Annotated in this window: 14 protein-coding genes; 9 read left to right on the plus strand and 5 right to left on the minus strand. The window is 38.0% G+C overall.

Going from position 1 to position 16326, the window contains the following annotated elements; genetic code table 11:
- Positions 1–12 precede the first annotated feature (12 nt).
- Positions 13–1206 carry an FtsW/RodA/SpoVE family cell cycle protein gene (locus OZY43_RS03605; RefSeq protein WP_277166044.1) on the plus strand — a complete coding sequence of 398 codons (1194 nt, stop codon included), beginning with the start codon at positions 13–15 and terminating at the stop codon, positions 1204–1206.
- Positions 1207–1278: 72 nt separating this feature from the next.
- On the opposite strand, the gene OZY43_RS03610 is transcribed toward OZY43_RS03605, so the two are convergent.
- From OZY43_RS03610 to rpsD, 5 genes are all read right to left on the minus strand, one after another.
- Complete coding sequence (locus tag OZY43_RS03610) at positions 1279–1737, minus strand: universal stress protein (RefSeq protein WP_277166046.1); 459 nt, start codon at positions 1735–1737, stop codon at positions 1279–1281.
- Between the two features lie 47 nt (positions 1738–1784).
- Positions 1785–2066 carry a hypothetical protein gene (locus OZY43_RS03615; protein ID WP_277166048.1) on the minus strand — a complete coding sequence of 94 codons (282 nt, stop codon included), beginning with the start codon at positions 2064–2066 and terminating at the stop codon, positions 1785–1787.
- 364 nt (positions 2067–2430) lie between these two features.
- The gene (locus tag OZY43_RS03620; protein WP_277166050.1) at positions 2431–3732 is read right to left on the minus strand and encodes a replication-associated recombination protein A; all 1302 of its coding nucleotides are present in this window, start codon (positions 3730–3732) and stop codon (positions 2431–2433) included.
- Positions 3732–4199 carry a YueI family protein gene (locus OZY43_RS03625; RefSeq protein ID WP_277166052.1) on the minus strand — a complete coding sequence of 156 codons (468 nt, stop codon included), beginning with the start codon at positions 4197–4199 and terminating at the stop codon, positions 3732–3734. The genes OZY43_RS03620 and OZY43_RS03625 overlap by 1 nt, the downstream gene beginning before the upstream one ends.
- A gap of 68 nt (positions 4200–4267) precedes the next feature.
- On the minus strand, positions 4268–4879 hold the full coding sequence (gene rpsD, locus OZY43_RS03630; RefSeq protein WP_277151714.1) for a 30S ribosomal protein S4: 612 nt from the start codon (positions 4877–4879) through the stop codon (positions 4268–4270).
- Between the two features lie 356 nt (positions 4880–5235).
- Between rpsD and ezrA the strand changes: the two genes are divergently transcribed.
- The 8 genes from ezrA to OZY43_RS03670 all read left to right on the plus strand — a co-directional run bounded on the left by ezrA (position 5236) and on the right by OZY43_RS03670 (position 16296).
- The gene (gene ezrA, locus OZY43_RS03635) at positions 5236–6954 is read left to right on the plus strand and encodes a septation ring formation regulator EzrA (RefSeq protein ID WP_277166054.1); all 1719 of its coding nucleotides are present in this window, start codon (positions 5236–5238) and stop codon (positions 6952–6954) included.
- 168 nt (positions 6955–7122) lie between these two features.
- Positions 7123–8286 (plus strand): cysteine desulfurase family protein, encoded by a 1164-nt coding sequence (locus OZY43_RS03640; RefSeq protein WP_277166056.1) that lies wholly within the window; start codon positions 7123–7125, stop codon positions 8284–8286.
- Positions 8286–9503, plus strand: coding sequence for a tRNA uracil 4-sulfurtransferase ThiI (gene thiI, locus OZY43_RS03645; protein ID WP_277166058.1), 1218 nt, complete (start codon positions 8286–8288; stop codon positions 9501–9503). The genes OZY43_RS03640 and thiI overlap by 1 nt, the downstream gene beginning before the upstream one ends.
- Before the next feature lie 277 nt (positions 9504–9780).
- Entirely contained in the window at positions 9781–12420 is a 2640-nt protein-coding gene (locus OZY43_RS03650) for a valine--tRNA ligase (protein ID WP_277166346.1), read from the plus strand.
- 1 nt (position 12421) lies between these two features.
- A complete protein-coding gene (locus OZY43_RS03655; protein WP_277166060.1) occupies positions 12422–13699 on the plus strand; it encodes a folylpolyglutamate synthase/dihydrofolate synthase family protein in 1278 nt (425 codons plus the stop codon).
- Positions 13680–14360, plus strand: a complete 681-nt coding sequence (locus OZY43_RS03660; RefSeq protein WP_277166062.1) for an HAD family phosphatase — start codon at positions 13680–13682, stop codon at positions 14358–14360. Before OZY43_RS03655 ends, OZY43_RS03660 begins: the two co-directional genes overlap by 20 nt.
- Positions 14361–14395: 35 nt before the next feature.
- Positions 14396–15019, plus strand: coding sequence for a JAB domain-containing protein (locus OZY43_RS03665; protein ID WP_277166064.1), 624 nt, complete (start codon positions 14396–14398; stop codon positions 15017–15019).
- A 272-nt stretch (positions 15020–15291) separates the two neighbouring features.
- The gene (locus tag OZY43_RS03670) at positions 15292–16296 is read left to right on the plus strand and encodes a rod shape-determining protein (RefSeq protein ID WP_277166066.1); all 1005 of its coding nucleotides are present in this window, start codon (positions 15292–15294) and stop codon (positions 16294–16296) included.
- Positions 16297–16326: the final 30 nt, after the last annotated feature.

The following is a 16326-nucleotide window of genomic DNA, read 5'->3' on the forward strand; positions in this document are numbered from 1 at the left end:
ATGTGATTATTGATGGTAAAAGTAGAAAACAAGACAGATTTATTTGATCGGATTGCATGGAACGTTGTTATTCCCGTTGTTTTACTAGCAGTTGTTGGTCTGTATTCGATTTATTTTGCTGCAATTGATGATCCTAGTCATATGGGAAGTCCAGTTAAGGCAGTAGCAATGCAGGGATTATGGTATATTATTTCTCTTGCGATTGTGATTTTTGTCATGCAATTTGATGCGGAGCAGTTGTTTAGGATTGCACCGTATATCTATGCTTGTGGAATTTTGTTATTGATTGCGGTTTTGTTCTTCTATAACCGTGGCGTTGCTGGTGATACAGGTGCCAAAAGTTGGTTTAAGTTGGGCCCGATTTCGTTTCAACCTTCAGAAGTTATGAAACCCGCCTTTATTTTGATGCTGGCACGGGTTGTGCATGAGCATAACCAAAAATTGGCTCATACAATTAAAAATGATTGGATATTGATTGGTAAGGTTGTTGCATGGTTATTGCCAATTGCGATTTTACTAAAATTACAAAACGATTTTGGTACCATGCTTGTCTTTATTGCGATTGTTGGTGGTGTAATTTTAGTTTCTGGAATTTCGTGGAAAATTATCACACCAATGTTTGTGGCAGTTTTTATCTTGGCAGCAGGAGTAATCTTTATGGTAACAACACCTGGCGGTCAAGCATTTCTAAGTCATTTCTTTCAGGCATACCAGTTTAAACGGATTATGTCATGGTTAAATCCTGCAACTGACACTTCAAAAGGTGCTTACCAGTTATGGCAAAGTATGCAGGCAATTGGGTCAGGACAGTTATTTGGTAATGGCTTTGGTAAGTTAAGCGTTTATGTTCCGGTACGTGGTTCAGACATGGTCTATTCAGTTATTGGTGAATCTTTTGGCTTTGTTGGTAGTGTAGCTGTCATTTTACTTTATTTATATTTAATTGTTCAAATGGTAAAAATCACATTTGAAACTAGAAATGCTTTCTATTCCTATGTTTCAACAGGTGTTATTATGATGATTTTGTTCCATGTTTTTGAAAATGTGGGTATGAGTATTGATTTGTTGCCATTAACGGGAATTCCATTGCCGTTTATCTCACAAGGTGGGTCAGCTTTAATTGGTAACATGATCGGAATTGGAATGATTTTGTCAATGAAGTTCCACAATAAAGATTATATGTTTAGTAAGGCTGGCGACTTTTAAAGTCACTTATTTATTACAAAAAGAGCATTCAACTTGAGTTGAATGCTCTTTTTACTTGCTATTAGTTGACAATTACTTAGTCAAAGATGAATTTTCTTTTATCCGACAGACCAAAATATCGCAATTAGCAGTTCTAGTAACATATTCTGTAACACTACCAATTAAAATTCGTTCAACGGCATTAAGACCAGTCGCACCAACGACAATTAAGTCAATCTGATGCTTTTTAGGAAAATCATGCGCGATAATTGCTTTTGGTGAACCAAATTCAATTGAGTAGTGGACATTTGTTAAACCCGCTTGCTTAGCCTGATTATAGTAATCTTCCATTTTTTCTTTGGCATCATTAGATACCTGCTCAACCATTTCGGAGTCAAAGCTAGATACGTTCTGAAATGAACGCGTATCAATGACATGTAAAATCTCTAGAGTTGCATCGTTGTGCTTAGCTGCAGCAATTGCCTTGGTAAAAGCCAAATCTGCTTCTTTAGAACCATCAACAGCGACTTGGATGTGGTGATATTGTTTCATATTAAAAACACCTCTTTCACCCTCTATTTTACCAAACTTTTGGTTAATTATTCATTCTTTTGATTAATTAATAGACTAAAACTTAAAATTGTGATGGAACTTAAAATCAAGGTAATTAAATTAAGATAGCGATTACTTTGCCATAAAAGAAAAACACCGAGCAAACATTCTGCTAATAAAAAGATAGCTGTCCAAGTCATAATTGACTTGAAGTTTTCTGTGCTTTTACTATTGTACATTAGAAAATTGCCGTTACGATTGTGCCACAAGTAATAGGCCGTGATTAATAGGATTAAGAGATAAACTGCCATGATGACTTTAATAATCATAAAAAATCTCCACAAAAAAACGGTCTAAAGACCGTTCTACTAAATTTCTAAATAAAATCCGAGTTGACTACACAAAGCACAATGACGCTTGTTGAACCCGCAGTGTTCAAAAATTGAGTAGTAGCGCAGCGAATATGGATCCTATTCTGAGATAGTCTTCCGATTCGGTAGTTATTTACTTACTCGCACGTCTTTAGTTTGATCGGTCAACTTTATACATTTAAGCTTGCTGATCAACTCAGATCAGTATTATCTTACCCAATGTCACGATATTTGTCAAGAAAGTTGGGTGCAGCGGGTATTCAGCCTTGATATGGTTAATAAAATTTTTTACTCATGTAAAATGTTAATGTGCAAAATTTAATTATTTATGCAGCCCATCTTTTTGCATTTTATGCAAGACTTGGTATTGCTTTTTAAATGCTTTTTCGATTTTAGAATTACCCTTAGGCGTAAAGTACTGTTTGCCCAGTAATTTATCAGGCAAATACTGTTGAGGTATCCAGTCATTAGGATAAGCATGTGGGTAAGTGTAATCTATGCCGTGGCCTAGTTTTTTAGCACCAGAATAGTGGGCATCTTTAAGACTGGCGGGAATGGTACCAATGTCGTTTTTGCGCACATCAGCTAAGGCAGTATCAATTGCAGTCATGGCACTGTTACTCTTAGGGGAGAGGGCAAGTTCAATGACTGCATTGGCTAGTGGAATCCGGGCTTCGGGAAAGCCAAGATTTTGTGCTGCCTGAATGGCGATTAGTGCGTGCTGAGCAGCAGCAGGGTTGGCTAAGCCAATATCTTCGTAGGCAATTACACTGAGTCTGCGACAGATCGAAATCAAGTCGCCAGACTCAATTAAGCGTGCTAGATAATGCAATGCTGCATCGGTATCGGAACCGCGGATTGATTTTTGAAAGGCAGAAACCAAATCGTAGTGGCCGTCACCATTAGCATCAAAGTTCTGGCTGCGCATTTGAATAGAATCAGCCATTTCTTGTTGAGTGATGGTAAATGCAGTGTCTTTTTTCCCAGCAGTGGTTAGTTCTTGTTTAGTTGATCTTACGGCAAGTTCAAGGCCGTTGAGTGTTGCTCGTAAGTCACCATTGCCTTTTTGAATTAACAATTTTTGGGCATCATCAGTTAGCTTAACCTTGTATTTACCCAGACCATTCTCTTTATCGGTTAATGCTCGCGTAATTGCTTGGGCAATATCCTTTTCTGCTAATGGCTTTAGTTCAAAAATCTGACAGCGTGACCGAATAGCAGGCAAAATGGAAATATACGGATTTTCTGTAGTAGCGCCAATTAAAATGATTTGACCTGATTCGAGTAGCGGCAAGAGAAAATCTTGCTTAGTCTTATCCAAACGATGAATTTCATCAAGCAGCAAGATAACAGTGCCACTCATTTTGCCTTCAGCTGCAACTTGCTCTAGTTGCTTTTTACTGTCGGTTGCTGCATTTAATTTTCGAAAAGCATACTTAGTTGAGCCAGCAATAGCACTAGCAATGCTGGTTTTACCGATACCAGGTGGGCCATAAAGGATCATTGACGATAGCAACTTGGCTTCGACCATTCGGTGAATGATTTTACCGGGACCGATTAAATGTTGTTGACCAACAACTTCATCCAGATGTTGCGGACGCATTCGATATGCTAATGGCTTCATTAACGACCTCCATGAAAAAGCCGCTGCCAAAAACTCGTCTTTTTTGTTTGGGCTTGTCCGAGGGCAATTTTAGGCATTTCGGGTGGGTAGACTTGGCCAATTTCAACGCGGTTTTTGTTAATTGCAGTTTTGGCAACTACCAAGATAGCCGTATCTTCGGCACCAAGTCTGGCAGTTTCGTTGTTAACAAGGGTAAAGGGAATATCATATTGACTGCATTTAGTTTCAACTTGATTTAAAAAATCATCGTCAAGATTGCCATTGATTAAAATCGCGTAACCGCGGTAATCAGCAAAATGCTCTAAAAAAGTACTAGTTAATTTGGGCTGCTTAATTTCTGTATTATTCATTCTCACTAAAACACGTTCGCGTAGTGATCCTAAGAAGCGTCGCCGTTCATCTGGTTTAGTTTGCGGTGTAATACCTTTAGCTGCATTTTCAACTCGTGTATTTAGGTCTTCAGTCATGCTTATTTTCCTTTCTAAGGTAACAAAAACCCCTCTCCAAAGTGGAAAGGGGCATGCGAATATAGAAATTAAAGTAACTTGTTGTAGTATTCAACAACGAGGGCTTCGTTAATTTCTGGTTCCATTTCATCACGTTCTGGAAGACGTACAAGAGTACCTTCCATCTTGTTGTCATCAAATGAAACAAATGATGGACGAGTTACGACTGCTTCAAGAGCATCCTTAACTTGTTGTAAGTTCTTTGACTTTTCCTTCAAGCCAATAGTTTGACCAACTTGAACTTCATATGAAGGAATGTCAACACGTTTACCATCAACAGTGATGTGACCGTGGTTAACTAATTGTCTAGCTTGTTGTCTAGTAGTAGCTAAGCCTAAACGGAAAACAACGCTGTCCAAACGACGCTCTAATAAGATCATGAAGTTAGTACCGTGTTCGCCTTCACGAATTTTACCAGCTTGAATGAACAAAGTTCTAAATTGACGTTCGTTTAAACCATACATCCAACGTAACTTTTGCTTTTCGTGCAATTGTTCGCCGTATTCTGATAAACGACCACGTGAGTTAGGACCGTGTTGACCAGGAGCATAGTTACGACGACTAATTTCCTTGCCAGTACCTGAAAGTGAGATACCTAATCTTCTTGAACGTTTCCAACTTGGACCTGTATATCTTGACATAAAATCCTCCAATAAAATCTGATAACAGTTTCTGGAGTAAAATATTACACATAAGTTCAACATTCGTGCATCTTAATTTTCATTTTCGCCTGTTGCAGCGTCGGTTACTCGTTCACTAAAACGTATTAAGATGTTGACGTTCTTGTCACTTATAGCTGCAAATATTTTACACGAAGTTAATTATAGAGGTCATAGAATAGTAAAGCAAGTAAAAAAGGGTAAATCGACTAGATAATTGACTAAAAATAAATGGATAAAATTGTACTTTTTTCAATAAAATCTCACACTTCTTTAAAAGGTTTCCACATAACTCCATAAATTTGCTATAATTAGAAGTAGTTTTTGGAGGAATTTTTATGTCATCAACTCAATCTCTAATTGTGGTAATTGCAATTTTAGTCATCATTATTATTATCGCATTTATGCTCATTATTAATCGGCGCCAGTTACACGAAGTTATTGAGCTTGATGAATTAATTACTAAAATTGAAAAAATGCACTTGGAACAAGATATTGATCGGCTTGACCGTATGGATCTTGCTGGAGAAAGTTTGACTACATTAACTACTTGGCGTAAATGTTATCAAGAGGCCACTTCGAAGAAGATACCACAGGCACAAAACTTGCTTGAGCAAGCAGCGGACCAAAATATCCATTATCATTTGTATAAAGCTCATAAAAACATCAAGCAGGCACAAGAGATTATGAAGCCAACTTATGATGATGCGAAGAATACCAAAGAAGTTTTTACTGAATTACTTGAATCTAACCGGGAAAACAAGATTCAATACGATGCTTTAATTAAAACTTATCATGAATTACGCAAGGGCGTTTTAGCGGATTCATTTGATTATGGTGTGGCTATTGATCAAGTTGAAAATGAGTTGTCAACGCTAGAAGGTGATTTTACCGAAGCGAAGAACTTGTCTGCTCAGGGTGATCAAGTTGAGGCCAAGCGGGTTTTGTCAACAATTAAGGCAACTTTAGCTTCAATGCAAGAGGAATTACCACAATTGAAGCAGTGTCGCCATGAATTAGATACAGTATTTCAAGAGCAATTAAGTGAATTATCTGATTCATATAAGAAGATGGTTGCGGAAAAGTACTACATTACGCAAGTTGATGTTTTGGCAAAGATCAAAGATATCCGAGAACAAGTTACCCAAGCAGATCAATTGCTGGGAGATTTAAAGATTGCGGAATTAACCAAAAAGACAAAAGAAATCAAGCAAGAAATCTCCGATTTATATGATGTTTTAGCTTTGGAATATAAGGCTAGACCATTTGTTGAACAAAATCAGGCTAAAATTCAGAAGTTACTTACTCGCGAGCAAGATGAATCAAAGGACTTGGTAAAAAAATTACGTCATATTGATGAAAGTTATGAATTGACTCATGGTGAGTTGGCTCAAAGTCGGCAGCTTGAACAGGAAGTTAAAGATATGAGTCGGCAATACACAGTTGACACACAGAATGTGGCTGATGGCAAGGGTGTTTATTCAGAAATTAAGACTTCTTGGCTGGCGATGCTAGAACGGCTGCGGGAAATTAGCTCTGAACAAAAGCAAATGTCGCAAGATGTTGATGGCTTATATGATTCAGAAAATGTTGCTAATGATTCAATTAATCGCTTTAAGCAGGAAGTATCATTGGTTTATCGCCGGTTAGAACGGAAAAAGTTACCAGGTAATCCTGATACTTTTGTTCAAATGTATACGTTAGTAGTTAACGAAATTGGCCATGTTGCGAAAGAATTGAGTCAAGTTAGAATTAATATGGAAAAAATCTCTAACGAATTAATTCAGATATCTGATGATGTTGAACGCTTGAAGCGTGAAGCCGATGATATTATTAGTTCTGCGGATTTAGTTGAGTTGACACTGCAGTATTCTAATAAGTATTCCGATAATGAGGCAATTCAGCGTGCCCAAAAGCAAACACTGAAACTATATGAAGAACAATATAACTATAAGGATGCTTTAGATACAATTGCAACAGCAATTGAAAAGGCAGAACCTGGGTCATATCAGCGTTTGGAGAATTTATATTATACGGAAAAGAAGGATCAGGATTAAAGTGATGACTGCTGAATTAGCTAAGCAGTTAATTACAAGTTATAAGAATTAATTTTAAGCAAATCACTTTTTCTAAAAATAAATATTAATTGAAGCAAAAGCCTATTTAAGTTACAATTTATAAGTTGATGGTAGCCTAAATAGGCTTTTTTGAAGGGAGTAAGATTTGTGATTTATTTTGATAATAGTGCAACGACTAAGATTGATCCTGCAGTGTTAGCTACTTATAATCAAGTTGCGCAAAATATTTGGGGTAATCCATCTAGTTTACATAAAATGGGCGATCGTGCCTTTCAATTGCTGGAGAGTTCACGCAAACAAATTGCAAATCTGTTAGGTACGAAGCAAGATGAAATTTTCTTTACTTCTGGTGGAACTGAATCCAATAATACCGCAATTAAAGGGACAGCGATTCAGAAGCGTGAATTTGGTAAGCATATTATTACTTCGAGTGTTGAACATGCTTCAGTTGCTAATGCCTTTAATGCTTTAGAAAACTTAGGTTACCGTGTGACGCGTCTGCCTGTTGATAAAGAAGGCCGAGTCAATGTTAATGATTTGCGCAATGCTCTTGATACAGATACAACCTTAGTTTCAATTATGGGTGTTAATAATGAAATTGGAACAATTCAGCCAATTGAAGAAATTAGTGATTTGTTGACTAATTATCCGACAATTCAATTCCATGTTGACAATGTGCAGGCACTGGGCAAAAACATTTGGCCACGAGTCTTTACGCCGCGGGTTGATTTGTCTAGTTTGTCGGCGCATAAATTTCACGCTCCCCGTGGAATTGGTATCCTTTACAAAAAAGAAGGTAAAATGCTGTCACCGTTACATGATGGTGGTGGGCAAGAAAAAGGCTTGCGTTCAGGGACAGAAAATTTACCGGCAATTGCAGCAATGGCGAAAGCTGTACGATTATTGTTAACTGATGAAGCTGAAAAGGCAAACCGGGAAGCCGCAATTAAGCGTGAAATCGTTGCTTATTTGCAAGATAAGCCGGGAATTAAAATTTTCTCTCCAGTAAGTACTGGTTTTACACCGCATATTTTATGCTTTGCTTTAGAAGGAATTCGCGGTGAAACCTTAGTTCATACACTGGAAGAACACGATATTTATACTTCAACGACCTCTGCTTGTGCTTCAACTAAGACTGATGAGGCAAGCACGCTAGTTTCAATGCATGTTGCTGATCAGATTGCAATGAGTGCCATTCGTTTAAGTTTTGATGAAACTAATACACTTGCAGAAGCTGATGAGTTTATCACTGTTTTTGATCAAATTTACCGCCATTTTGCTAAAATTAATCATTTAGGAGAAAATAATTAATGAAATATACTGAAATAATGGTTCGCTATGGTGAGCTTTCAACTAAAGGTAAGAATAGGAAGGATTTTATTGGCAAGCTTGCTGGCAATGTGACCAAAGTTTTGCGTGACTTTCCGCAAATTGAAATCCATCCACGTCATGATCGATTGCACATCGTCTTAAATGGCGCATCCTTTAATGAAATTGACCAAAAGTTGAAGAAAGTTTTTGGTATTCAAACTTACTCACCAACAATTAAAGTGGAAAAAACGCTACAGGCGATTGAAGAAACTTCGTTAGCTTTAATGAAGGAAACTTTCAAAAAAGGTATGACTTTCAAGGTTAATACTAAACGCAGTGATCATCATTTTACTTACGATACTAATGAATTAAATTCATTAGTTGGCGATTATCTGTTTGAAAATATGTCTGACTTAAAGGTAGAAATGAAGCATCCAGATCTAGTGCTGCGAATTGAAGTGCGTCAAGATGCAATTTATATTTCTAACCAATTATTGCATGGTGCTGGCGGGATGCCTGTTGGTACTGGTGGTCGTGCTGTAATGATGCTGTCTGGTGGTATTGACTCGCCCGTTGCATCTTACTTAGCTTTAAAGCGTGGCGTTGACATTGAGATGGTGCATTTCTTTAGTCCACCTTATACAACTGAAAAAGCATTGAATAAAGCCAAAGAATTAACTGGTATCTTAGCTAATTATGCTGGTCGAATTAATTTTATTGCCGTTCCCTTTGCGGAAATTCAGGAAACAATTAAGGAAAAAGTACCGGAAGGCTACTTGATGACGGTTCAGCGGCGGTTTATGTTGCGGTTAGCCGATGAAATTCGTAACAAAAGAAATGAATTAGCAATTTTTAACGGTGAATCAGTTGGTCAAGTTGCTTCGCAAACTTTAGAATCAATGATGGCGATTAATGATGTGACAACAACGCCAGTTGTCCGGCCAGTTGCAACGATGGACAAGACAGAAATTATTCGCTTAGCTGAAGAAATTGGTACTTTTGATTTATCCATTAAGCCCTTTGAAGATTGTTGTACAATTTTTGCACCGCCACGCCCTAAGACAAAACCAAAGGTTGATAAGGCACGTGAATATGAGGCACGACTTGATGTTGCTGGCTTAATTGAACGAGCACTTGCAGGCATTAAAGTTACCGCAATTTATCCAAATGACAAGTTTTTGGCGGATAAAGCCGAAGAAGATGCTGCATTATTGTAAAAAAGTGCTATAATAACTAGCAAAGTAATGACTAAGAGGTATTAACTTTACAAACAGAGAAAGGCCACAAATGGTGTAAGGCTGAAAGTTAATTGGTAGCTTAGTTTTAACTGATTGGCTGAACTAAGAGTAAGTTAATCCGGCAGTTTTCGCCGTTATCACTAAGTAAGAGAGGCAGCTATTTGACTGCTTAACTTAGGTGGTACCGCGGTTAGTAAATCGTCCTAGACAATAGAAGTCTAGGACGATTTTTTATTATATGAAAGAAGGAAATTATATGACAGATTTGGCACCAAAATATGATCATCAAGAGGTTGAAAATGGCAGATACCAAACTTGGCTTGATGAGGATTTGTTTAAGCCGTCAGGTGATAAGAAGGCCCACCCATATTCAATTGTTATTCCGCCGCCTAATGTTACCGGTAAATTACACTTGGGTCATGCTTGGGATACAGCAATTCAAGATACATTAATTCGTTTTAAGCGGATGCAAGGCTATGATACTTTGTATTTACCGGGAATGGATCATGCTGGCATTGCAACCCAGGCTAAGGTAGAAGCTAAATTGCGCAAGCAAGGCAAAGATCGTCACGAAATGGGGCGTGAAGCTTTTGTTAAGCAAGTTTGGGATTGGAAAGATGAATACGCAAATATTATCAAGGGTCAATGGGCTAAAATGGGTCTGTCACTTGATTATTCGCGTGAACGTTTTACCTTAGATGAAGGATTGTCTAAAGCTGTCCGGCGGGTCTTCGTCCAATTGTATAATGAGGGCTTAATTTATCGCGGTCAATATATTATTAATTGGGATCCAGCTTTGCAGACAGCTTTGAGTGATATTGAAGTTATTCACCAAGATGACAAGGGTGCCTTTTATCATATTAAATATCCATTTGTGGATGGTTCGGGATTTGTTGAAATCGCAACGACCCGGCCAGAAACTATGTTTGGTGATACTGCAGTTGCTGTTGCTCCTGGGGATGAACGCTACAAGGACTTGGTTGGTAAAGAATTGATTTTACCGCTTGTAGGTCGGCACATTCCAATTATTGAAGATCAACACGTTGACCCAGACTTTGGTACTGGTTTGGTAAAGATTACGCCGGCTCATGACCCGAATGACTTTGCTACTGGTAATCGTCATAACTTAAAGCGGATTAACGTGATGAACGATGACGGTACGATGAACGAGGAATGTGGCAAATATGCTGGCATGGATCGGTTTGACTGCCGTAAGCAATTAGTTGCCGATTTAAAGGAACAGGGCTACTTGATTAAGGTTAAGCCAATTGTTCACTCAGTTGGTCACTCAGAGCGTTCAGGTGTTCAAGTTGAGCCACGTCTGTCAACACAATGGTTTGTTAAGATGAAGCCATTAGCTGATAAGGTTTTAGCTAATCAAAAGACTGACGATAAGGTTAATTTTGTCCCTGAGCGATTTGAACAAACGCTTGAACATTGGATGGAAAATGTTCATGATTGGGTAATTTCACGGCAACTATGGTGGGGTCACCGCATTCCAGCTTGGTACAACAAGAAGACCGGCGAAATGTATGTTGGTGAAGAAGCACCTAAGGATATTGAAAACTGGGATCAGGATCCAGATGTTTTGGATACTTGGTTCTCAAGTGCTTTGTGGCCATTTTCAACTATGGGTTGGCCTGATGAAAATTCAGAGGACTTTAAACGTTATTTTCCAACTAATGCTTTAGTTACCGGCTATGATATTATTTTCTTCTGGGTATCACGAATGATTTTCCAGAGTTTGCACTTTACCAATGAGCGTCCGTTTAAAGATGTTGTTTTGCACGGCTTAATTCGTGATGAACAAGGCCGTAAGATGAGTAAATCATTGGGCAATGGGGTTGACCCAATGGACGTTGTGAACGAATATGGTGCCGATGCATTGCGCTGGTTCTTATTGAACGGGACTGCTCCTGGTCAAGATACTCGTTATAATCCAAAGAAATTGGCAGCAGCCTGGAACTTCATTAACAAGATTTGGAATGCATCACGATTTGTAATCATGAACCTGCCAGCAGATGCTCAACCAGCTCACATGCCTGATACCAGCAAGTTTGACTTAGCTGATAGCTGGATTTTTGATCGATTGAACCACACAGTAGGTGAAGTTATTCGCTTGTTTGACGAGTACAAATTTGGTGAAGCTGGTCGAGAACTTTACAACTTTATTTGGAATGACTTCTGCGATTGGTATATTGAAATTTCCAAGGTTGTTTTAAATGGTAACAATAGTGAATTAAAGGCCAAGAAACAGGATAATTTAATTTGGATTCTTGACCAAATTTTGCGGTTGTTACACCCAATTATGCCATTTGTAACCGAAAAATTATGGTTATCAATGCCGCATGAGGGAAAGTCAATTATGGTTGCAAAATATCCAGAAATGCACCCTGAATTTGAAAATAAGCAAGCAGATAGTGATATGGCTTTCTTGATTGAAGTTATCAAGGCCGTCCGGAACATTCGGATGGAAGTTAATGCACCAATGTCATCACCAATTGATCTTATGATTCAACTTGATGATGCTGCAAATGAGCATATTTTAACGGATAATGAAGATTACGTGAAGAACTTCTTACACCCTAAGAAATTGGAAATTGCTACTGAAATAACAGCACCAAAATTAGCTAAGACAGCGGTAATTGCTGGTGCACAAGTCTTTGTACCATTGACTGAATTGGTTAATGTTGATGACGAAATTAAGCGGATGGAAAAAGAAGAAAAAGATCTTGAAGCTGAAGTTGCACGTTCAACTAAGAAATTAGCTAATCAAGGATTTGTTGCACATGCGCCAGAAGCAGTCATTGCTAAGGAAGAAGCCAAGAAGACTGACTATGAAAGTCAGCTAGCTGGTGTTCGTCAGCGAATTCAAGATTTGAAAGAGAGTAAATAATGTGATTTTTACCAATGCTCAAGATGTAATATCTTATTTATATACACTGCCAAAATTACACAAGAAAGCTGATTTATCATATATCAAGAGAGTATTAGCTGCACTTGGTAAGCCGCAGGATAAAGTAAAAACTATTCATGTCACGGGCACCAATGGTAAGGGCTCAACATGTTACTATCTTAGTAATTTGTTGCAAAAGGCTGGTCAAAAGACTGGCCTTTTTGTCTCACCATATGTGTTTGCTTTTGGTGAAAGAATCCAATTAGATGGTCAAAATATTAGTGACGCTGACTTAGTAGCAGTTGCTAATCAGGTTGAAGAAGTATTAAATGAGTTACGGCAAGAATTACCCTCCTTTAGTTTAGTTACATTTGAATATGAAGTCGTAATGGCTTTTGTCTATTTTGCCCAAAAGAAGTGTGATTATGCGATAATTGAGGTGGGAATTGGCGGTGAACACGATAAAACTAATGTAATCACGCCTGAAGTAAGTGTGATTACAACTGTTGATTTAGATCATGAAGATTTAATTGGACCGACAATTCAGGATATTGCACGAGAAAAAAGTGGGGTAATTAAACAACAGCGACCAGTTATTTTAGGTAATGTGCCGCAAGTAGTTTTGCCAATTCTTGAGCAAAAAGCAAGAGCCAGTCAGGCACCGGTATTTTTACTTGCTCGCGACTTTACAATTACAGGGAAAACCCAATTAACGTATCAAGATATGCAGGAAAAGTTGACTTTTACAATCAGACCACAAGTTGAGGGCTATGATGTTGCCGTGGCGGTGCGCGCATTTAAGACACTCCAATTAACTTTAACGAATGCAGAGATTGAGCAAGCAATTAATCAGACAGTAATTCCTGGACGTTACCAAATATTGCAGGAGCAACCATTAATTGTTCTTGATGGTGCACATAATATTCAAGCAATGAAAAATTTGCTCAATTTTGTTCATCAACAACAAAAATTGCGTCAAGGTAAGGTGCGTGTGTTGATTACGATGATGAAAGACAAAGACCTAACAGAAGTTTTTTCTCTGTTTAAGTCCACGGATCAGGTTGAGTTAACGACGATTGCCTATCCGCGAGCAGCCAAAAAAGAAGATTTTCCACGACAAGTGCAGCAAAAGTATCCTTATCAATCTAATTGTCAGATTGGTTTTGAGCAATTGCAGAAGGTAAGCCAAGCTAACGATATTTTACTAGTAACAGGTTCGTTTTATTTAGTAGGTGAAATTTTACAAATGGAGGCAGTAGATGCGTGTTCAAGGCATTGATGAAGAAATTAAAGGGATTTTACTTGATATGGATGGCTTGCTGGTTAATTCCGAAAATTTATATTGGCGGGCCAATATTCAAGCTGCTAAGGAAGAACATTTAGGTACGTCCGATGATACTTACTTAAAATTAGTAGGTTCAACTACTAGTAATATGCGTAAATTTTATCGTAAATATTTTGCAACTGAGAAGCAACGAGTTAATTTTATTAAACGGACAGACGAGTTGGTTTGGAAGTGGACAGATGAGGGCAAACTTAATTTGCGTCCCGGCGTTCAAAAGGCACTTGATGTTTTTTATGACTTAGATTTGCCGATGGCAATTGTATCTAGCAATTATGAAAGAGTGCTGGAACATGAGATGTGGGCAACAGGAATTCGTAATTACTTCCAGTTCCACCTAAATTATGATGATGTGCGTAAGCACCAACTTGAGGCTAAACCGGCACCAGATATTTATTTATGGGCAGCACAAAAATTAGCAGTGCCGATAAAAAATATTTTAGCTTTTGAAGATTCAGGAACTGGCGTGGCTGCAGCTGCACATGCCGGCCTTAAGTGTGTGATGATTCCAGATTTATTACCGCCGACAACAGCTGATCGTCAAAATGCTGTCTTTGTTTGTCAAGATTTTAATGAATTTTTAGAAAAAATAAATTAGTTTTTGCGTATGTAATAGTGAAGGGAATGATATTAATGGAAATCATCAAGTCCAATCACTATTTAGTAAAAACGGATATTGAATTATTAAATGAACTAGTTGACCAGTTGGCTAAAAAAGAAATTATTAACTTAACTCAATTAATTGATAGATTGCGACAATTACGAATTAGTAATTTTAATGACTTATTGCAATATCTCTCAGGGTCTGAAGCTTCAAATGTGCTAGCAGTTACCAGCGAGGAATTACTTGAAAGGCTGCGTAGTGCTATACCTGATCGTGAGGCTGTGTTAACGTCTAGTAATGAGGTGGGAACCTATTTAGCTGATAAATTAGCAGGTCATAAGCAAGAAGAATTGTGGGGCGTTTATATTGATAATAGCAACCATATAATTGCTGAAAAATGTTTATTTAAAGGCACACTAGATAAGTCAGTGGCTCATCCACGAGAAATTTTCCGGTGGGGCATAATTTATGCGTGTGCAGGGATGTTTGTCGTTCATAATCATCCTAGTGGTAATTTAGTGCCATCGCAAAGTGATATTAAATTGACCCGAATGTTACATGATGCAGCTGATATGATGCAGATTGACTTTTTAGATCATTTTATTGTTGGCAAAAACCGCTATATCAGTATGAGAGAACATGAGCTGTTCTAAAATTGTTGGTAATAAATATTTTAATTATGTAGTTACTTGTTAAGATGCCGAAACCTCTGTGTTATTACATGGAGGTTTTTTGCGTCTTAGAGATTTAACAGCTGCTTCTTCTTAGGTAATAATTTTCGTTATTAAGTAACTGTTTAATTATGATTAACCACCTAAATTGTCTTAAATTCATCTTAAACTTATACCAGAAATCTTTTTTAGACCTCGCTTTGTGCTATAATGATTCAAGATTTAAAGACTGCAATAATTAAGGAGAGATTTTAGTGTTTGGATTAGGAGCAAAAAATATTGGTATTGATTTGGGTACAGCCAATACCCTTGTCTATACAGAAGGTAAGGGGATTGTCCTAAGAGAACCTTCTGTTGTAGCCAAAAATACTCAAGATAATAAGGTGATCGCGGTTGGTTCCAAGGCTCGTGAGATGATTGGTAGAACGCCTGCCAGCATTGTTGCAATTCGCCCAATGAAAGACGGTGTGATTGCCGATTATGATACAACAGCATCGATGCTCAAGCATTTTATTGATCGGACTGTTGGTAATTCCAAGCCATCAGTTATGATTTGTGTGCCATCAGGTGTAACTGAAGTTGAAAAACGGGCAGTGATCGATGCTGCACGAGTTGCTGGTGCACGCGAAGCTTACGTAATTGAAGAGCCATTTGCAGCAGCTATTGGCGCGGGACTTCCAGTAATGGATCCAACAGGTTCAATGGTTGTTGATATTGGTGGTGGTACAACTGATGTTGCAACAATTTCACTTGGCGGAATTGTTTCTTCAACTTCAATTCGCCAAGCTGGCGACAAGTTTAATACAGCCATTGTTAATTATGTTCATTCGAACTTTAACTTATTAATTGGTGAAAGAACTGCTGAGGACATTAAAATTAAAATTGGTTCAGCATCAATTGAAAAAGCTAAAGACATTGAATCTGTTAATATTCGTGGTCGTGATTTGGTAACAGGACTGCCAAAGTCGGTTGATGTTCAAGCAGTTGATGTTGCTAAGGCTATTCAAGATGTTGTCCAAGATATTATCATTGCAATTAAAGAAACTTTAGAACAAACTTCTCCTGAAATTGCAGCTGATGTCATTGATCACGGAATCGTTTTAACGGGTGGTGGCGCACTGCTCAAGAACTTACCAGATGTTATCTCTGAGGCAACTAAAGTCCCAGTATTTATTGCTCAAGATCCGCTTGACTGTGTTGCAATTGGTACTGGTGAATCACTTAAAAATATCGAAGTAATTCGTAGAAGTCGCAAATAATACTGGGGCCGGCTGTTTTTAGCCGGCTTT

It is taken from the genome of Lactobacillus sp. ESL0785, from assembly GCF_029395455.1.
GTDB lineage: Bacteria > Bacillota > Bacilli > Lactobacillales > Lactobacillaceae > Lactobacillus.

Bases quoted from the DNA above. Each gene is read 5' to 3' on its own strand.
- thiI (WP_277166058.1), top strand. From the start codon at position 8,286: ATGAAATATACTGAAATAATGGTTCGCTATGGTGAGCTTTCAACTAAA.
- OZY43_RS03625 (WP_277166052.1), bottom strand. From the start codon at position 4,199: ATGACTGAAGACCTAAATACACGAGTTGAAAATGCAGCTAAAGGTATT.
- OZY43_RS03620 (WP_277166050.1), bottom strand. From the start codon at position 3,732: ATGAAGCCATTAGCATATCGAATGCGTCCGCAACATCTGGATGAAGTT.
- ezrA (WP_277166054.1), top strand. From the start codon at position 5,236: ATGTCATCAACTCAATCTCTAATTGTGGTAATTGCAATTTTAGTCATC.
- OZY43_RS03615 (WP_277166048.1), bottom strand. From the start codon at position 2,066: ATGATTATTAAAGTCATCATGGCAGTTTATCTCTTAATCCTATTAATC.
- rpsD (WP_277151714.1), bottom strand. From the start codon at position 4,879: ATGTCAAGATATACAGGTCCAAGTTGGAAACGTTCAAGAAGATTAGGT.
- OZY43_RS03660 (WP_277166062.1), top strand. From the start codon at position 13,680: ATGCGTGTTCAAGGCATTGATGAAGAAATTAAAGGGATTTTACTTGAT.
- OZY43_RS03605 (WP_277166044.1), top strand. From the start codon at position 13: ATGGTAAAAGTAGAAAACAAGACAGATTTATTTGATCGGATTGCATGG.
- OZY43_RS03650 (WP_277166346.1), top strand. From the start codon at position 9,781: ATGACAGATTTGGCACCAAAATATGATCATCAAGAGGTTGAAAATGGC.
- OZY43_RS03665 (WP_277166064.1), top strand. From the start codon at position 14,396: ATGGAAATCATCAAGTCCAATCACTATTTAGTAAAAACGGATATTGAA.
- OZY43_RS03610 (WP_277166046.1), bottom strand. From the start codon at position 1,737: ATGAAACAATATCACCACATCCAAGTCGCTGTTGATGGTTCTAAAGAA.